Below are 17,013 nucleotides of genomic sequence, written 5' to 3' on the forward strand. Positions count from 1 at the left end.
ATGAATTTCGAATACCTGAGGGACTGGATCGGCAAGCAGCAGACGGCCGTCGACGTGTTGGCCGAGGCGCCGCTGGCGGGTCTTGCCGCACTGCTGAACTATGACGCAATCGCCGGCGTCGCGCCGTGGCGTGATGGCGCGTTGCCGCCGCTCGGCCACTGGCTCCATTTTCTGCTGCACGCAAAGCAGAGCGAAATCGGCGAAGACGGTCACCCGCAGCGCGGTGGCTTTCTGCCGCCGGTCGAACTGCCGCGGCGAATGTGGGCAGGCGGCACGGTGTATTTTGATACGCCTTTGCGCGTCGGCTCGACCGTGCAGCGGCGCTCGACGATTACCGCCGTCGACCCGAAAAGCGGCCGCCACGGCAACCTCGTGTTCGTGACGGTCAAGCACGAATTGATCATAGCGGGCAGCGATGCCCCGGCACTGATCGAGCACCAGGACATCGTGTACCGGGAAGCCGCAGTTGGCGGCCAGGTAGCCGTCGCGCCATCTGTAGGCGTGATCCTGGAGTGTGACTGGTCTCGCGAATTCCGCGCCGATCCGGTCCTGCTGTTCCGCTTCTCGGCGCTGACTTTCAATGGCCACCGCATTCACTATGACCGTGCGTATGCGAGCGATGTCGAAGGTTATCCGGGGCTTGTCGTACACGGTCCGCTAAGCGCGACGCTGCTCGTCGATCTGTTCTTGCGCCGGCATCCCGGCGCGGATGTCCGTGCCTTTTCGTTTCGCGGTCTGCGGCCGCTGTTCGATACGCGGCCGTTCCAGCTTTGCGGCAAGGAGACCGGCAACGGTGCCGACCTGTGGATACTCGACGCTGACGGCCAGATTGCGATGAGCGCGTCATTGGAGGCGCGATGAACGATGCTCGCTCCCGAAACTGGCGTTCACTGCTGTTCGTGCCGGCCGACAATCGCCGCCTGATCGACGGCGCGCCTCAGCGCCGCGCCGATGCACTGATCCTCGATCTCGAAGACGCGGTTGCCGTCGATCGGAAAGCCGCCGCTCGCGCGAGCTTGCCGGCAGTGATTTCCACGTGGGCGCAGCAACATGTCACGACGCTGGTGCGCGTCAATGCGGACAGCGCCGCGCTTGACGACGACCTTGACGCGGCCGTGAGGTCTGGCACCGCGGCGATTGTATTGCCGAAAGTCGAAGACGTCGGCGTCCTCCATCAGATCGATGCCTTGATCTCTACACGTGAAGCACAGCGCGGCCTTGCAGCCGGCAGCGTGCAGGTGGTCGCGCTGATCGAATCGCCGGCTGCACTGTTCTGCCTCGCACAGATCGCGGCGGGCCCACGCCTTTGCGGCCTTGCATTCGGCAGCGAGGACTTTGCTCTGGCGCTCGGTGTGCCACCCACGCTCGCAAGCCTCACGCTGCCGTGTCAGCTCATTGCGCTTGCGGCCGCGGCGTACGGCATACGTGCATTCGGTCTGCCCGCATCGCTCGGCAATTACGGCGATCTCGGCCTGTTGCGGGCCGCGGCACACAGCGCACGCGCATTCGGAATGGGCGGCGCGCTATGCATTCATCCGGCGCAGGTCGCGCTCGCCAACGATGCGTTTTCACCTTCGGAGCAGGAGCTGCAATGGGCGCGAGCCGTGCTCGCTGCCTGGCATGAAGCCGGCGCAAGCGGTGTCGTCTCGCTCGACGGAAAAATGATCGATAAACCCGTGGTCGAGCGCGCGCAAGCGATGCTGGCCGCTAATCTTTAATGGGCCGCTGCGTCACGCGAGCGCCGCAGCGCGTGCGCCAGGCAACGACGGTCATCTGGAGGGCAGACATGAACAATGAACAGGTGTTATGCGAGGTCCACGACGGCGTCGCCACGCTATTGCTGAACAACCCGCCGCTGAATGTGGTGACGCTCGGTTTGACGCGTGCGCTCGGTGCGGCGCTCGACAGCCTCGCTGCCAATGACGCGGTGCGCGCGGTGATTGTGACTGGCACCGGCGAGCGTGCCTTCTGTGCGGGGTCCGATATCAACGAGTTTCACGAGCTGATGGCGCCAGGCCAGGTTGTGCCGAAAAAGCTCGGTAGACAGAACGAAGTCTTCAGCCAACTCGACGACTTCCCGAAACCGACCATCGCCGCGTTAAACGGACTCGCCTATGGCGGCGGTCTCGAGATCGCGGTGTGCTGCGACCTGCTAATCGCCGAGGAGCAGGTGAACCTGTGTCTGCCGGAGATCAAGCTCGGCGTGTTTCCGAGCAGCGGCGGAACGGTGCGGGTGACGCGCCGCATCGGCGAGGGTCGCGCGAAGGACATGATGTACTTCGGCGAACCGATCGACGCCGCGACCGCCCTCGCATGGGGACTTGTGAACCGCGTCGTGCCGCGCGGCGAAGCACTGCGGGTAGCACGGCAGATGGCCGCGACGCTGTGCGAACGGCCGCCTTTGGCACTCTCGCTTTGCAAGTCGGTGATCGATCGCTCATTCGATCTGCCGTTGCACGAAGTCATTCAGCACTCGCTGCAAGCTAGCGACAAGGCATTCAGTTCGGCGGAATGCGCGGAAGGCGTGCGTGCGTTCCGCGCCAGGGAAGCCCCGAATTTCAGGCGCTAAGACGCGCCGCACCCTATTCATTTCAGGAGAGAACATGATGAGACGAGCAGCGATCGTAGCGCCGGTGCGTACGGCGATCGGCGCATTCGGCGGCAGTCTGCGCACTGTCGCGGTCGAAGATCTGGGCGCTGCCGTGGCGAAGGCGGTGATAGCCCGTACGGGACTCGACCCGGCGTTGATCGAGGACGTCGTGTTCGCGCAGTCGTACGCGAACAGCGAGACGCCCTGTGTCGGTCGCTGGATTGCCTTGCAGGCCGGTTTTCCGGTGGACGTCGCCGGCATGCAACTGGATCGGCGTTGCGGCGGCGGCCTGCAGTCCGTCGCCACGGCCGCGATGATGGTGCAAAGCGGGGCCGCCGATGTCGTGTTGGCGGGCGGCGTCGAAAGTATGAGCAATGTCGAGTACTACACCACCGACATGCGTTGGGGTAAGCGCGCGGGTTCCGTGAAGTTTCATGATCGTCTCGACCGGGGCCGTGAACGCGCTCAGCCCGAGGATCGCTTCGGCTACATCTCGGGCATGATCGAGACCGCTGAGAATTTGGCGCGCAAGTATGAAATCTCGCGCGAAGAAGCCGACGCGTTCGCGGTGCGCAGCCAGCGGCGTGCGGCAGCGGCGTGGGCGTCGGGGAAATTCGCCGGCGAAGTGGTACCGGTCGAGGTGCCGCAGCGCAAAGGCGAGGCGGTGGTGTTTGCCATGGATGAAGGCATTCGTGCCGACGTTACGCCGGACAGCCTCGCGCGGCTCAAGCCGGTGACGAAGGGCGGCACCGTGACGGCCGGCAACGCGTGCCAGCAGAACGACGCGGCGGCAGCCTGTCTGGTGGTGGCGGAAGACAAACTGGCCTCGCTCGGACTCGAACCGATCGCATTTCTCCACGGATGGGCGGCAGCAGGTTGCGAACCAGCTGAAATGGGCATCGGCCCGGTGCCGGCGGTACGCAAGCTGCTAAAGAAAACCGGCCTTTCCTTCAACGACATCGATCTCGTCGAACTCAACGAAGCCTTCGCGTGCCAGGTGCTTGCCGTGCTGAAGGGGTGGGGCTGGCATGACCACGATCGGCTGAACGTGAACGGCTCGGGCATTTCGCTTGGCCACCCGGTGGGCGCCACCGGCGTGCGCATCATGACGACCTTACTGCATGAGCTCAAGCGGCGTAACGGTCGATACGGTCTCGAGACCATGTGCATCGGCGGCGGTCAGGGGATTGCCGCGATTTTCGAGCGGGCCTGAGCATGCAGAATACGACCCGCCATGCGCCGCTCGCAGGCTTGAGAATTGTCGAGGTGTCGGCCTTCATCGCCGCCCCGCTCGGAGCGATGACGCTCGCCCAGCTGGGCGCCGAGGTGATCCGCATCGATCCGATCGGCGGAAATATCGACTACCGCCGCTGGCCGCTCGCCGCGAACGGCAACAGCATTTATTGGGCAAGCCTGAACAAGTCGAAGCAGTCGGTCACGCTCGCGCTCGATACGCCGGAAGGGCAGGAGCTGGCGAGCGCCATCATGTGTGCGCCCGGCGAGGGCGCCGGCATCGTGCTGACCAACTTGCCGGCGAAAGGCTGGATGAGCTACGAGGCGCTTTCGAAGCGGCGCACCGATCTCATCATGATGCGTCTGACCGGCAATTTCGACGGTAGCGCGGCGGTCGACTACACGGTCAATTGCGCGAGCGGCTTCCCGATTGCGACCGGCAGCGATCGCGCGCCGGTCAATCACGTGCTGCCTGCGTGGGACATCGCGGCGGGGCTTTATCTATCCACTGGGGTGCTGAGCGCGGAGCGCGTGCGCAGCCGCGAAGGCTGTGGGCAAGAAGTGACGCTGGCTCTGTCCGATGTGATGCTCGCGACGGTCGGTAATCTGGGCTACATCGGCGATGTGCAAGTCAACGGCGTGTCGCGCGAGCCGATCGGCAATCACCTGTATGGCGCGTTCGGGCGGAACTTCGCTACCTCGGACGGCCGCGAAGTGATGGTGGCCGCGATCTCGAACCGGCAGTGGAAGGCGCTAGGTTGCGCCACCGCTCTCGCGGAACGCTTCGAGATGATCGGTCCGCTGATGGACGTCGACCTGAGCACGGAAGGTGGACGCTTTCATGCGCGCCGTGCCATTGCCGCAGTGCTGGAGCCGTGGTTTGCCGCGCGAACCGTGAACGAGGTCAGTGAACGTTTCGACGGGAGTGGCGTGCTGTGGGGCGTGTATCGCGACTTCCGGCAATTGGTCGAGGAAGACCCGCGTTGCTCCGTCGAGAACCCGATGTTCGAGCAGGTCGACCATCCGGGTATCGGACGGGTATTGACGCCGCGTACGCCTTTGTCATTTGCTGGTACGCAGGCGCCTCGTGCAGCCATTGCACCGACGCTAGGCGAAGACACTCGTGGCGTGCTTGAGGGGCTGCTCGGACTGACGCCGGCAAAGGTAGATGAGCTACGCGAGCGGGGGATTGTGGGGCAGGCGTAGAGCGAATCGGGTAAGGACGCGCCGGTAACGGCGCGTCCTCCCCTAAGATGTGCGATTCACAGAGATCATTTCACTTTCGTGGTGACCGTTTTCTTATCGTGCTGGAACCTGTGGCTCCATTAGGAGACGCGAGTTCCAGCACGCGCCGGTGATGCTCCGCGAGTGTCTTGTCCACACGCCATTCGCGATGCCGGATTCGTTCCTTCCGCTCGTCGTATGCGTTTTGCACCTGCTCCGAGAGAGGCGTAATTTCGCCGACTTCTGCGATGCGGTCAACGGGCGTCTTGCCACCGAGTGAGCCGTGTGGACGGCGCCAGATGTAGTCGAACTGCCAGTCTTCAAGTCGCTGATCAATCTCGCCCTCGGTCAAGGTATGGTGGGACCAGAACTCGTTCAGGTCAGTCAGCTGTGAACGCTCGACCTTGCCGTTGAGTGAAGTTGACCCAGAAAAACGGACATCTATCCTTTGGAGAAGGAGGTGCCGATTATGGGCAAGCATCGTACCCCGTACCCGGCGGAATTTCGGGCGCAAATGGTCGAGTTGGTGAAGGCCGGACGCAGGCCGGAGGAACTGGAAAAGGAGTTCGAGCCGACTGCACAGACCATCTACAACTGGGTGGCGCAGGCTGATCGCGACACAGGTGTGCGGCATGACGGTCTGACCACAGCCGAACGGCAGGAGCTCACACGGTTGCGTCGTGAAGTCCGGCAACTGAAGATGGAGCGCGACATACTCTCTCACGCGGCAGCCTGGTTCGCGAGGGAGACGGGATCCATTCCACCGAAGGGCGGTACGGATTCATGAAAGCGAACCGGGCCCGCTGGCCCATTGCGATGATGGCGCGGCTGCTCGGCGTCTCGACGAGCGGCTATTACACGTGGCTGGTGCGAGAGCCCGCGATGCACACACGTAGCGATGCGCAACTGCTCGCGCGCATCCGCACGCTACATGCGAGCTCGCGCGGCACGTATGGGGCACCGCGTATCCATGCGCAGCTTGCGCGCGAAGGCGTACACGTGGGGCGCAAGCGGGTGGCGCGCCTCATGCGTATGGCGGGTCTGTGCGGGGCAAGCCGGCGGCGCTGGCCGCGCACCACACGGCCACGCGCAGGCGCCCGGCGTGCGCCTGATCTGGTGCGCCGGCACTTCAGCGCCGACGCGACAAACGTGCTGTGGGTCGCAGATGCGACCTATGTACCCACGGGTGAAGGATTCCTCTATCTGGCGGTCGTGCTGGAGGTGTTCAGCCGTCGCATCATCGGCTGGGCGATGTCCAACCATCTGTACACCGAACTGATGGTACGCGCGCTGGACATGGCGTTGCAGCAACGACGGCATGACGGTGTGATTCTACATTCCGATCAAGGCTGTCAATACACGTCCATTGCCTTCGGACGGCGCTGCCGCGAAGCAGGCGTACAGCCGTCGATGGGCACGGCCGGCGATGCCTATGACAACGCGATGTGCGAGTCGTTCTTCGGCACACTCGAAGCCGAACTGCTCTGTCGCGAGCACTTCGCGACCCACGAACAGGCACGGCGGCATCTGTTCTCGTTTCTGGAGAGCTGGTACAACATACGCCGCCTGCACAGCAGCATCGGCTACTGTTCGCCGCTCGAGTTCGAAAACCTGCATGCGCAAGGTCAAAGCTTATCGCCGCGCGGGTTGCCCACCGCCGGGCAGCGTCATGGTCGTGACAGGCGACCCGCCGCCCGGCCGTGGACAACCCGCGATTCAACCTTATCGGGAGGTGCCACACCGCATTAAACTCAATTGCAAATCTATCCGTCGAACCGGGTCAACCTCAGAGGTGTGGCGAGCGAGGCGGAATTGGTCGAAATTTGATGCATTCGCTCATCAGACGCCGTTGCACCGATTCGGCGAAGAACTCGCCGCCCCGATCAGTCTGGATACGCTGGATCGGGAATGGCATCTCCTCGATGAGACGATCAAGAAAAAGCAGCGTATTACGGGCGTTTCTGCGCGGGTAGACAGCCAGTACGCGAAAGCGCGAGCAATCGTCGATGGCGGTGTATTGGTAGACGCCTCGCGCGATCTTCATCGTGTCCATCTGGACCCGATCCCCCGGGACCGGGCGGCTATAGCGTTTGGAATGTGCTGGCCGCCTGGGGCGCACTAACGGTTTCACGGACGCTTCGTTCAGAACCTTGTGAATGGTCGCGAGGGACAGTTCTCTTGGTTTTGTCGCGGGAAGGGCAAGACGCGGACGAACGGTGGTATGAGTAGGACTGCTTATGCTGCCAGTGAGTAAACCTGCTCGGCAGGAGATGGGAAATCGAAGTCGGATTCGAGGCGGCCAAGGGCGAATGCGGCCTCGATCAATACGAGGTTCGTCGCTGGCAGGGCTGGTACCGTCACATCACACTGGCATTGCTGGCGCACGCGGTGCTTGCGGCGCTGAGGGCACGGGCCAAAAAAAACTGCTGAAGGTTCACTGCCGTTCAGCGTTCAGGAGATCCTCTGGCTACTGTGTCGACTGATATGGCAAGCACTCCACTCGGCAGAGATTTTTTTGGTTGGCGGTCGCGGCAACCAGCGCATCGCCATGTCGTCGGACCTGATCCGCGACCGGTAATCAAAAAAATGTTTGTGCTAAACCGCTCCACAGGCGGTGGCCGCTATGGGCATTGAATGACCGCCGCGGTAATTTGTGATGTCTTGCAGGGGCGATCACACACGGACTTCCGGCGAGGGTGGGAAGCATCACGTGTAAAGGAAGCGGGAATGTGCGCGTGAAGCGGCCAATCACCCGCCCTTTTGGAGTACGCTGGTGCGCCAGCAGATCGAAGGCACGAGTGCAGCCGCGTTGGCCTCGTCAGGAAAGGCGAACAGGTGCGGTGGCAGCTAGCGCGCATGGGTGGGACCTGGCGGGGCTCGTGGAAGGCTGCCGGGCATGTCTTCGATGCGGAGCATGTGTCCCTTGCCACATACGGGACAGTCGCGCAGTGACTTGCCGGTGAGTCGCTGGTAGCGGTCACGGTAGTCTTCCCCGGGCTCGGCGGCGGCGGCAGGAGCCTCGACACCGAGCAGCTGCCTGCAGGTGGCGAGCCTGTCGGCACGGTGGCAGTTGGCGAGCCACCCGTAGCTGCGAATGCGCTTGAAGCCGTCAGGCAGCACATGCAGCAGGAAGCGACGGATGAACTCGTCGGCCGTGAGCGTCATGGTCCTTTGTCTGGACTCGTGCCGGTAGTCCTTCCAGCGGAACTGCACGGTGTGCCCGTCGAAGGCGAGCAGCCGGTTGTTGGAGATGGCGACGCGGTGGGTGTAGCGGCCCAGGTAATCGAGCACGTGTTCGGCACCGCCAAAGGGTGGCTTGGCGTAGACCACCCACTCCGCCCGTGCCGCCGGTGCAAGCCAGGCTGCGAATTCGACGGGATCGCTCAGGGATTCGAACTGACCGTGCAGGCGCAGCCCGCCGGCGTCATAAGCGCGGCGCAGCTGGTCGAGAAACAGGCGCCGAAAGAGCCGTGACAGGACCCGCACGGACAGGAAGAAGCCGGGACTGCAGGCGATCCAGCGCCCGCCGTCCGGGGAGATGCCGCCGCCCGGCACAACACAATGCACATGAGGGTGATGCTGCAGATTCTGTCCCCACGTATGCAGGATCGTGAGGAAGCCGATCTCGGCGCCCAGGTGCTTCGGATCGGCGGCGATCGTGCGCAACGTTTCGGCGCTGGCGCGAAACAGCAGATCGTAGAGCGTCCTCTTGTTCTGGAACGCGAGAGCGGCGATGGATTCGGGAAGCGTGAAGACGACATGGAAATACTCGGTCGAGGGGAGGAGCTCCGCATGCCGGCGTTCGAGCCATTGCGCGCGGGCGAGTGACTGGCACTTCGGGCAGTGCCGGTTACGACACGAGTCGTAACTGATGCGCTGATGGCCGCATGCATCGCACTGCTCGAGATGGGCGCCAAGCGCTGCGGTACGACACAGCTCGATGGCACTCATCACGCGTCGCTGTACACGACTGAGCCCCTCGGCATGGGATAGCCGGAAACTGGGCCCACACTGGCGGAAAATGTCCGCCACTTCGAGCGCCGGCCGCATGACTGCGCTCAGAAGTACTCGGGCGCAGGTGGCGGGGATGGAATGGGTGCAGGGTGCGGCAGCAGATCGAAGGGACTGGTGGTGGCGCACACAGTGCTGGTGGCCACCTTCAGGTACCGGGACGTTGTCGAAAGGGACCTATGGCCCATCAGCAGCTGGATCCGGCGCACGTCAGTACCGGCTTCCAGCAGATGCGTGGCGAACGCGTGTCGCAAAGAATAGGGTGTCACGGGTTTGGTGATGCCGCTGCGCTTGCGTGCAAGCTCGCATGCGTCGCCCACGGCATGGCGGGTGATGGGCCGCCCCGGAATGCTGCCTGGAAAGAGCCATTCCTTCGGATGGGCGTCCTGCCAGTACAGCCTCAGGATCTCGAGTAGCCTCGGCGAGAGCATTACATAGCGATCCTTACGGTTCTTCCCCTGGTTCACACGAATAACCATGCGCTTGCTGTCGATATCGATGACCTTCAGATGCACGACTTCCGACACCCGCAGTCCGGCGGCGTACGCGGTCATCAGGATGGTGCGGTGCTTGAGACTGGCGACCGAATCGAAGAAGGTGGTGATCTCCTCCAGGCTGAGGACGACTGGCAGTCGGAACGGCTTCCTCGGCAAGGGAAAATCCTCGTCGCTCCAGTCGCGCTTAAGCGTCACGCGGTAAAGAAAGCGCAGTGCACCGATCGTTGCGCCGAGACTGGCGGGTGCCAGCTTGCGCTCTTCGAGGAGGTAGACGAGCCAGGCCCGGATCTCGTCGGGGCCCAGCAGTTCGGGCGAACGGCGAAAGTGGCGGGCGAAACTGCGTACCTGAATCAGATAGGACTTCTGTGTGTTATCGGCGAGATTACGGATCTCCATGTCGTGCAACATGCGTTGGCGCAGCGGCGTCATGACCAACCTCCTGGAAGCAGTGGTGGAGCCCGGTTGGGCATCCACATACTGCTCCTGGAGGTATCTGCGCCCCCTCGTTGGGATCCTGCGTCAGCTCACCGCCACAATGAACGTCAGCCATCAGCTCTCGCGCTCCTCCCCCTACCGCGTCAGCGGTTTAGTACAACAGCGCATATCTGTCACGCCGGCCACGAGCCAAACGCGCGTACCTGCCGGCAGCGCGATCACTTCAGGCATTGCTGCAGGAACGCTTCAGCGCGCTCGGCAGACAGGCCGCGAATCCTCACACGTCGTTTGCCGATCTCCACCTCGATTTCGCACACGGGCGCCGGCATCGGTACGCCGCTCGGCGCCTGCGACGCCTCTGCCGGCTCAGGCGGACGCAGTACCAATGCCGGGTCGATCACGTCGACGCTCAGTAGCTTCGTGCTGGGCACGCTCGGCGCAGCTTCGAGTGCAGGTATGACCAGCTTGCCTTCACGGTATTGCTTGCGCCATGCGAACACCACATTGGCGTTGATGTCGTGCCGTCGCGCAACAATCGACACCGACATGCCGGGTTCCAATGTCTCCCTGATCACCTGCTGCTTGAATGCTTGCGCATACGTGCGATGGGGATGCGTACGGCCCGCTGCGTTCGACATGGCTGACTTTCTCCGTCAAGCTGAACACCCGCCCATCATGCGTCGAAATATTCAGCACTGTGAAACGGTCGTGCCGAGTCGCTTACCCTCCATGTGCGACCAGTTTGCCTGATCCCACATCTGAGCAGCGCGCGAGGACGCACCAGCCCCGGTCGCTTTCGCGCCGATCGCCGTCATCTGCATTCCCTCGTATAACGATTGGTCAAAGTTCTCTCGCCATGAATGACCGAGCGGAAGTCTGCCCGCTTTCGCGTCGGGCAATGTTTCAGCCCGTATCCCGTCCATTACAGCCGGGCGTTCGCTTTCTCCGCATTCCTTTACCCGCAGCGCCGACAGCTTTCCTTGCGGTTCGCCTGCCGTTTCCGGCAGCGCTGTGGGCTTACCCTGTTCCGCATGAGTCTCCGAGCGGGGCGGACCCTTCTGCTTCGCCGGCGGTGGTTCTGTCCATGATGGTCCAGTCTTCGAAGACCATTCCTCATCGCATACCGTTTTGGTTCAAGCCTGTCAGCACATTTGGCTTGCTCAAAATCACGACGTTAAACTGAAGTTCACATATGTTGGTCGTACCCACTCATCCCTTGCTCCTCTCCGCCTTCGTGCTAGCAGATTCCGCCTTGCCTCACGGCTCGGCGTACCGGATACCCGGCGGCTACGTTGTCCCCAGAGCTCTGTTCCAGAAATAACTTTGCATAGCCGAGGCACTTTCTGGAGAATTGAATCGGCGGTCGCCGTCCATAAGACCGGCCGCCCTTGCCGATTGTACTGCTCGATGCCGGTATTGAGTTGGCGCGGTCTTTTCGAATGAAGGGGCTTCCCCGTCCCGAGCCTGCGGCGGAGGCCGCAAATCGGCATCAAAGTGCCACGATGAAGTCTCGACCATCATCAATACCACAGGCGGGGAAGTCAATGTCCACGGTCACCGTCGGAATTGACCTCGCCAAGAATGTCTTTGTGCGACCTGAAAGTCGCGTGAGTTTCTGTTTCACAGGAGGAGGATACTAGGTGATATGCCGGCGCAACTGGCGCTCGTATAGGCTACTTTGGTGAGATTCGGAGTATTTCTCCGTCTTTTTCATCGGTAGCTACATATAGTGAACCGTCTGGAGCCTGGACGACGTCACGCACGCGCTTGCCTAAGATTAACCACTCTTCGCCGACTACGCGACGTCCATCCATGATAAGCCGAGACAGTCTGGCCGATGCCAAACCCGAAGCGATCAGATCACCCTTCCAGTTGGGGAAAAGAGTACCTGTGTAGAAGATCAGAGCGCTCGGCGCGATATTCGGATCCCAATAGTAGATCGGCTGCTCCAAACCAGGGCTCCGGGTCAAACCCGCTCCAATGGCGCCGTCATGATATTCAATCCCGTATGAAATGATGGGCCAGCCATAGTTTTTGCCAGCTTCTGGCTGGTTTAGCTCGTCGCCTCCCTTGGGACCATGTTCTACGGTCCAGAGTCGACCGCTCTCAGGATCAACTGCGGCACCTAAAACGTTGCGATGTCCAAGGGACCAAATCGTAGCCTTCGTCTTTTTGCTGTGAGCGAATGGGTTGTCCGATGGGATCGAACCATCCGGATTGATTCGCACAATTTTGCCCAGATCGTTTTCTGGATTCTGAGCCTCCATCCGGTTCTTAAGGACAGCATCGCGCCCGAATTCTCCGCTGTCCGGCGCGCGTTCACCGGTGGTGATGAACAATCGGCCGGCTTTGTCCCACACCAAGCGCGAGCCGTAGTGCTCGTAGGACTTCATAACGGGATCCAGCTGCCAGATCACCTTGACATTGTCCAATGCGGAGTAGTCCGATGACAATACGCCAGTAGCGACAGCCGTCGAACTGCCCCCAGGCCGCTTTTCTGAATAACTCCAATAAATTCTTCGGGTCGTGGAGAAGTCCCTCGCCAACAGGACGTCGAGCAAGCCGCCCTTGACCTTCGCCGCATCTTGGTCCACCGGAGGCAACCCGATAATGGGCGGTAGGACTTTGCCATCATGCGTGACGACCCTTAGTCGCCCAACCTTTTCAGTCACAAGCATGTCGCCATCGGGCAGAAATTTTACCGACCACGGAAATTCCAATCCACGCGCTATTTGCTCAATTTTGAAAGGTGTACGAACGAGCGGTCGAGGCACTTTTGTCTGGCCACCAAAGGCGGGTTGATAGATCGGCGGATTACCGGTGGATGTGCCCATGTTACGGGGCGCCCCAGGCGCGCGAGGTGCTGGCGTTTCATACGCGGAGTCAAGAGCCTGGGGTTCTCCCCACGCTACGGAAGTCAGAACAAACACGATCACCATGCACCCGGCAAAAAAACGAACGGCTGACATCTGGTGTTTTCCTTACGTTGATTCCAAGAAACAGGAGTTGAAGTTCTCTAAAAGAGAAAAATACTTTTTTCAAAGTACGAGGCCATGCCACTTTGCTCAATCGTTTCGGTAAAACGCGCCAAGCGCCCATCCGGCGCAAGTGCGGCAGAAAGTCATCGGTGTTAAATGGAGAGTCGCAGCTTAGATGCCGGGAATGCTGTCACCCGAAACTTCATGTGAAGTTAACGTCCTTCTGCGATATTGCGTCTACTGACTAAAGATTAATATGTTAACTGTATGGGGGTGTATCAGTACTTCCCCTCAGTGTCTGGTACGACCCAGATGTGGCTGACGGTTTCAGAAAGTGCCTGCCGTGCGTGTAACGCGAGACAGAAAGTTGGCGGGCGATTGGCGCCCGGAATGGCGAAGCCGACACCCGAGTTTTCCCGGGGCGATCAATCCTGTTTTCGACAAACCTGTCGGCGGCTTGGGCTCCGGAAATGTACACCAGAATTGGTCCACTCGCACTTCGGTTCGAAGTACGTATCGGTTTAGAATCTGAAGCACAGGGCGGTCGGGATGCCGCACCACGGGTGCCGTTTTTCGGACTCGACTGGCAAACCTGCGAGCACGTAAAGACGCGATCTCCGAATCTCCGTGAACGTCACTTTGGCTATCATCCATCTTGGAGGAGTGGGGTCAGGACGGCTGGGGAAATCCCCAGTATACCTTTCATGAATAATATATTAATAGGGATAGTTCTTTGTTTATGTTTGAATTATTGTAAGAATTCTGTTCGTCAAAAATATGAAATAGCTCTTGCGGCTAGTAAGTTAATATATTAACCTTGGTGTCATCGCATGGCGATTCCTCGGTGGGCGACTCTCGTTCTATCGCAGGCATGCGGCAATCAACTGACGACAAACAGGAGTGTTGCAACATGGAAACGACTTTGGATCCAAACATGATCGCGCAGCTTGCGCAACAACTTGAGGACTCGGAGCGAACGCGTGAGCAGATTCGTCCATACTCGATCGATTTTCCAAGGTACACGATTGCTGATGCATACGCGGTGCAGGCAGAGTGGATGAAGTTGAAGCTTGCGGACGGTAAGCGCACGGTCAAGGGTCACAAGATCGGGTTGACCTCGCGTGCGATGCAGGTCAGCGCGGGTATCAACGAGCCTGACTCGGGTGTATTGCTCGACAACATGCTGCTGTACGATGGTGCGGAAATCTCGATGGATACGCTCATCGTTCCAAAGGTCGAAGTGGAGCTGGCCTTTATTCTCAAAAGGGACCTTGAGGGCCCAGATTGCACCATCTTCGACGTTCTCGATGCGACCGACTATGTAGTCCCCGCCCTGGAGATTATCGACAGCCGGTTCTATTTGCAGGACCCTGAGACGAAGCTAGGGCGAAAAGTTGTCGATACGATCTCGGACAATGCGTGCAATGCGGCGCTTGTGATGGGTGGTCGGCCGGTCAAGCCCACCGAAGTCGATCTGCGCTGGGTGAGCGCGCTGTGTTACCGCAATGTGGTCATCGAAGAGTCGGGCGTCGCCGCAGCTGTGCTTAACCATCCGGCAAACGGAGTGGCGTGGCTCGCGAACAAGATCGCTGCAAACGGCGAAAAGTTGCGTGCGGGGCAGGTCGTGTTGGCAGGATCCTTTACACGGCCAATTTTCGCCAAGGCAGGAGATGTGTTTCACGTCGACTACGGCACGCTTGGCTCGATCTCGTGCCGGTTTAACTAGGAGGCGCCGTGGACCTGCCAGTAAATCATTTCAAGCGCGCCATCCTCGCGCGCGAGTCCCAGATCGGAATATGGGTCGCCCTTGGCAATCCGTACTCGACCGAGTTGGTTGCGGCGTCGGGGTTTGACTGGTTACTTCTTGATGGCGAACATGGCCCGAATGACACTCTGCTAATCGGAGCGCAGTTGCAAGCTGCGGCGCCATATTGTTCTCACTCAGTTGCGCGGCCGCCCAGTGGCGACGATGTGACGATCAAGCGCTATCTCGATCTTGGCGCGCAAACGTTGCTCATTCCAATGGTTGAAACAGCGGAGCAGGCTCGCTCTATTGTTGCTGCGACGCGATATGCACCGGACGGAGTCCGAGGCATTGCCACAATGACCAGGGCGGCCCGTTGGACACGCATTCCCGATTATCTGAAGCGTGCGCACGAGCAATTGTGTGTGATACCACAAATCGAATCGGTGCGGGGTCTCGAAAATCTTGAGGAGATTGCGGCGGTGCCAGGCGTCGACGCCTTGTTTATTGGCCCCGCAGATCTGTCTGCTTCCATGGGCTATATCGGCGGTGCGGGGCACCCGGACGTACTTGCCGAGGTCGAGCGCGCAATCGCGCGGATTGTGGCGGCGGGCAAGCCGGCGGGCATTCTCACGGTTGATGAGACGCTCGCACAACGATACCTCGATCTGGGTTGCTCCTTCGTTGCGGTTGGCGTCGATACGATCATCCTTGCAAAGGCGGTGGATGCGTTGCGAGCAAGGTTCCCAAGTCGAAATGCAGCCGGCTAGGACACGACAGGTAGCTGCTTAAGAGACAAGAGGTCTGAAGTCCAACTCATTTTCACGGACCAAGGCTTCTTGCCGCACTGGTGCAACCTCTATCAACTCCGGGCGCCCTTCACCCGCCGGATCAAGCGACGCAATTGACGCCTCGGTAATCGTGCCATGACTCTCTACTGTGCCGCTGACCTAGGAGATTCGTTTGCGAGAACATGATTACATGCAAATTCAAAGCTCTATGCGACAGCTGCCCTTGAGGCGTTCGATAGGCCAACGCACGAGGTCGACTGTTCGCGCGCGGATTCTGGGGCGCCGCGTTGCCTCAACTGTTTCTACTAGTCAAGAAGGGACAAGCGCATGAGCGGGCCACTTTCCGGCATCAGGGTCGTTGATCTTACCTCGGTCGCCATGGGCCCTTACGCCACTCAGATCCTGGGTGACATGGGGGCCGACGTCGTAAAGATCGAGTCTCGTGAAGGAGATGCATTTCGTCACGCGGCACCGCACAAGAACCTAGGAATGGGCGCGGCGTTTCTCAATCTCAACCGCAATAAACGCAGTGTCGTTCTGGATCTGAAAAATGCTGAAGACCACGGAATATTGCTTGATCTGATCGAGACTGCGGACGTGTTTGTGTCGAACGTTAGACCAGGCTCACTACGAAAGCTGGAGCTTGACTATGACACCTTGCAGAAAAGTAATTCGAGGCTGATTTATTGCGGCGCATACGGATTTTCGGAATCTGGCCCATATGCGGGAAGACCGGCGTTTGACGATATTGTGCAGTCCATGAGTGGTCTGGCATTCTTGCAAGGCGGCAATGGCGTAGAAGAGCCTCGGTACGTCAATACCATCGTCGCCGACAAAACAGCAGGGCTGACCGTTGCCTATTCAATTGCGATGGCGCTCTACGAACGCGAGCGCTCAGGCGTGGGTCAGGCGATAGAAGTACCAATGTTCGAAACGCTCGTTTCGTTCGCGCTAGTCGAGCATCTTGGCGGTGAAACGTTTAAACCAGCGATTGGACCTATGGGATATTCCCGAGTGTTGTCCAAGCATCGTCGGCCATACAGAACGCTGGACGGCTACATTAGTTTGATGCCATATACAGACTCGCAGTGGAAGCGGTTTTTCATCCTGGCGGGTTGTCCGGATCATGCGGACGACCCGCGCTTCTCAACGCTTGCTGGGCGGAGTAAAAACATCGATTCGCTCTACGACCTGCTCGCTGGACTCGTCTCCAGACAGACCACGGAAGAATGGTCGGCTCGCATGAGCGGCGCAGATATTCCAATGGCGCCCGTGCTTTCGCCAGCTCAATTACTTGAGGACGAGCACCTCAACGCAACGTCATACTTTCGAACCGACGAGCATCCTACCGAAGGCAAGTTGCGGACGGTAGGAATTCCCACGGCATTCTCGAGAACACCCGGCGCGATTCGAAGCCTTGCGCCTCTGCTTGGCGAACATACAGCTGAGGTCATCTCAGAGATCAATCTCCGTCGTGCGACGAAATCGCGCGCGGGGTCGAATTAATTTA

Annotated in this window: 12 protein-coding genes and 4 pseudogenes; 10 read left to right on the forward strand and 6 right to left on the reverse strand. The window is 60.1% G+C overall.

What is annotated here, in order from left to right; translation table 11 throughout:
• The 5 genes from B0G71_RS38865 to B0G71_RS38885 all read left to right on the forward strand — a co-directional run bounded on the left by B0G71_RS38865 (window position 1) and on the right by B0G71_RS38885 (window position 5,029).
• Window positions 1-861, forward strand: a complete 861-nt coding sequence (locus B0G71_RS38865; protein WP_116149719.1) for a MaoC family dehydratase N-terminal domain-containing protein — start codon at window positions 1-3, stop codon at window positions 859-861.
• Window positions 858-1,718 (forward strand): CoA ester lyase, encoded by an 861-nt coding sequence (locus B0G71_RS38870; protein WP_116149721.1) that lies wholly within the window; start codon window positions 858-860, stop codon window positions 1,716-1,718. The genes B0G71_RS38865 and B0G71_RS38870 overlap by 4 nt, the downstream gene beginning before the upstream one ends.
• A 68-nt stretch (window positions 1,719-1,786) precedes the next feature.
• Window positions 1,787-2,569, forward strand: coding sequence for an enoyl-CoA hydratase/isomerase family protein (locus tag B0G71_RS38875; RefSeq protein ID WP_116150006.1), 783 nt, complete (start codon window positions 1,787-1,789; stop codon window positions 2,567-2,569).
• 37 nt (window positions 2,570-2,606) lie between these two features.
• Window positions 2,607-3,803, forward strand: coding sequence for an acetyl-CoA C-acetyltransferase (locus B0G71_RS38880; RefSeq protein ID WP_116150008.1), 1,197 nt, complete (start codon window positions 2,607-2,609; stop codon window positions 3,801-3,803).
• 2 nt (window positions 3,804-3,805) lie between these two features.
• Window positions 3,806-5,029 carry a CoA transferase gene (locus tag B0G71_RS38885; RefSeq protein WP_116149723.1) on the forward strand — a complete coding sequence of 408 codons (1,224 nt, stop codon included), beginning with the start codon at window positions 3,806-3,808 and terminating at the stop codon, window positions 5,027-5,029.
• A 70-nt stretch (window positions 5,030-5,099) separates the two neighbouring features.
• Here B0G71_RS38885 and B0G71_RS38890 read toward each other — a convergent pair.
• Window positions 5,100-5,471 (reverse strand): annotated as a pseudogene (locus tag B0G71_RS38890) (integrase core domain-containing protein); the annotation flags it as partial.
• A 45-nt stretch (window positions 5,472-5,516) separates the two neighbouring features.
• Here B0G71_RS38890 and B0G71_RS38895 point away from each other — a divergent pair.
• A pseudogene (locus tag B0G71_RS38895) lies at window positions 5,517-6,664 on the forward strand (IS3 family transposase); the annotation flags it as partial.
• A 172-nt stretch (window positions 6,665-6,836) separates the two neighbouring features.
• Here the strand turns inward: B0G71_RS38895 and B0G71_RS38900 are convergent.
• A pseudogene (locus tag B0G71_RS38900) lies at window positions 6,837-7,220 on the reverse strand (DDE-type integrase/transposase/recombinase); the annotation flags it as partial.
• A 77-nt stretch (window positions 7,221-7,297) separates the two neighbouring features.
• On the opposite strand from B0G71_RS38900, the pseudogene B0G71_RS38905 reads away from it, so the two are divergent.
• A pseudogene (locus B0G71_RS38905) lies at window positions 7,298-7,477 on the forward strand (IS701 family transposase); the annotation flags it as partial.
• A gap of 417 nt (window positions 7,478-7,894) precedes the next feature.
• Here the strand turns inward: B0G71_RS38905 and B0G71_RS38910 are convergent.
• The 4 genes from B0G71_RS38910 to B0G71_RS38935 all read right to left on the reverse strand — a co-directional run bounded on the left by B0G71_RS38910 (window position 7,895) and on the right by B0G71_RS38935 (window position 12,824).
• On the reverse strand, window positions 7,895-9,097 hold the full coding sequence (locus B0G71_RS38910) for an IS91 family transposase (RefSeq protein ID WP_116149725.1): 1,203 nt from the start codon (window positions 9,095-9,097) through the stop codon (window positions 7,895-7,897).
• A gap of 8 nt (window positions 9,098-9,105) precedes the next feature.
• Window positions 9,106-9,984, reverse strand: coding sequence for a site-specific integrase (locus B0G71_RS38915; RefSeq protein WP_116149727.1), 879 nt, complete (start codon window positions 9,982-9,984; stop codon window positions 9,106-9,108).
• A 224-nt stretch (window positions 9,985-10,208) separates the two neighbouring features.
• Window positions 10,209-10,628, reverse strand: a complete 420-nt coding sequence (gene tnpA, locus B0G71_RS38920) for an IS66-like element accessory protein TnpA (RefSeq protein ID WP_116149729.1) — start codon at window positions 10,626-10,628, stop codon at window positions 10,209-10,211.
• Between the two features lie 1,035 nt (window positions 10,629-11,663).
• Complete coding sequence (locus B0G71_RS38935; protein ID WP_181916969.1) at window positions 11,664-12,824, reverse strand: PQQ-dependent sugar dehydrogenase; 1,161 nt, start codon at window positions 12,822-12,824, stop codon at window positions 11,664-11,666.
• Window positions 12,825-13,878: 1,054 nt separating this feature from the next.
• Here B0G71_RS38935 and hpaH point away from each other — a divergent pair.
• The 3 genes from hpaH to B0G71_RS38950 all read left to right on the forward strand — a co-directional run bounded on the left by hpaH (window position 13,879) and on the right by B0G71_RS38950 (window position 17,009).
• On the forward strand, window positions 13,879-14,694 hold the full coding sequence (hpaH, locus tag B0G71_RS38940) for a 2-oxo-hept-4-ene-1,7-dioate hydratase (RefSeq protein ID WP_116150009.1): 816 nt from the start codon (window positions 13,879-13,881) through the stop codon (window positions 14,692-14,694).
• An 8-nt stretch (window positions 14,695-14,702) separates the two neighbouring features.
• Window positions 14,703-15,482 (forward strand): HpcH/HpaI aldolase/citrate lyase family protein, encoded by a 780-nt coding sequence (locus tag B0G71_RS38945; RefSeq protein ID WP_116149735.1) that lies wholly within the window; start codon window positions 14,703-14,705, stop codon window positions 15,480-15,482.
• 348 nt (window positions 15,483-15,830) lie between these two features.
• On the forward strand, window positions 15,831-17,009 hold the full coding sequence (locus tag B0G71_RS38950) for a CaiB/BaiF CoA-transferase family protein (protein WP_116149737.1): 1,179 nt from the start codon (window positions 15,831-15,833) through the stop codon (window positions 17,007-17,009).
• Window positions 17,010-17,013 lie beyond the last annotated feature (4 nt).

The organism is Paraburkholderia sp. BL27I4N3, from assembly GCF_003386115.1.
Lineage (GTDB): Bacteria > Pseudomonadota > Gammaproteobacteria > Burkholderiales > Burkholderiaceae > Paraburkholderia.

What these genes read in the sequence shown, in the direction of transcription:
- B0G71_RS38950 (WP_116149737.1), top strand. Translation starts at nt 15,831, where the DNA reads ATGAGCGGGCCACTTTCCGGCATCAGGGTCGTTGATCTTACCTCGGTC.
- B0G71_RS38880 (WP_116150008.1), top strand. Translation starts at nt 2,607, where the DNA reads ATGAGACGAGCAGCGATCGTAGCGCCGGTGCGTACGGCGATCGGCGCA.
- B0G71_RS38915 (WP_116149727.1), bottom strand. Translation starts at nt 9,984, where the DNA reads ATGACGCCGCTGCGCCAACGCATGTTGCACGACATGGAGATCCGTAAT.
- B0G71_RS38910 (WP_116149725.1), bottom strand. Translation starts at nt 9,097, where the DNA reads ATGCGGCCGGCGCTCGAAGTGGCGGACATTTTCCGCCAGTGTGGGCCC.
- B0G71_RS38935 (WP_181916969.1), bottom strand. Translation starts at nt 12,824, where the DNA reads ATGGGCACATCCACCGGTAATCCGCCGATCTATCAACCCGCCTTTGGT.
- tnpA (WP_116149729.1), bottom strand. Translation starts at nt 10,628, where the DNA reads ATGTCGAACGCAGCGGGCCGTACGCATCCCCATCGCACGTATGCGCAA.
- B0G71_RS38885 (WP_116149723.1), top strand. Translation starts at nt 3,806, where the DNA reads ATGCAGAATACGACCCGCCATGCGCCGCTCGCAGGCTTGAGAATTGTC.
- B0G71_RS38870 (WP_116149721.1), top strand. Translation starts at nt 858, where the DNA reads ATGAACGATGCTCGCTCCCGAAACTGGCGTTCACTGCTGTTCGTGCCG.
- hpaH (WP_116150009.1), top strand. Translation starts at nt 13,879, where the DNA reads ATGGAAACGACTTTGGATCCAAACATGATCGCGCAGCTTGCGCAACAA.
- B0G71_RS38875 (WP_116150006.1), top strand. Translation starts at nt 1,787, where the DNA reads ATGAACAATGAACAGGTGTTATGCGAGGTCCACGACGGCGTCGCCACG.
- B0G71_RS38865 (WP_116149719.1), top strand. Translation starts at nt 1, where the DNA reads ATGAATTTCGAATACCTGAGGGACTGGATCGGCAAGCAGCAGACGGCC.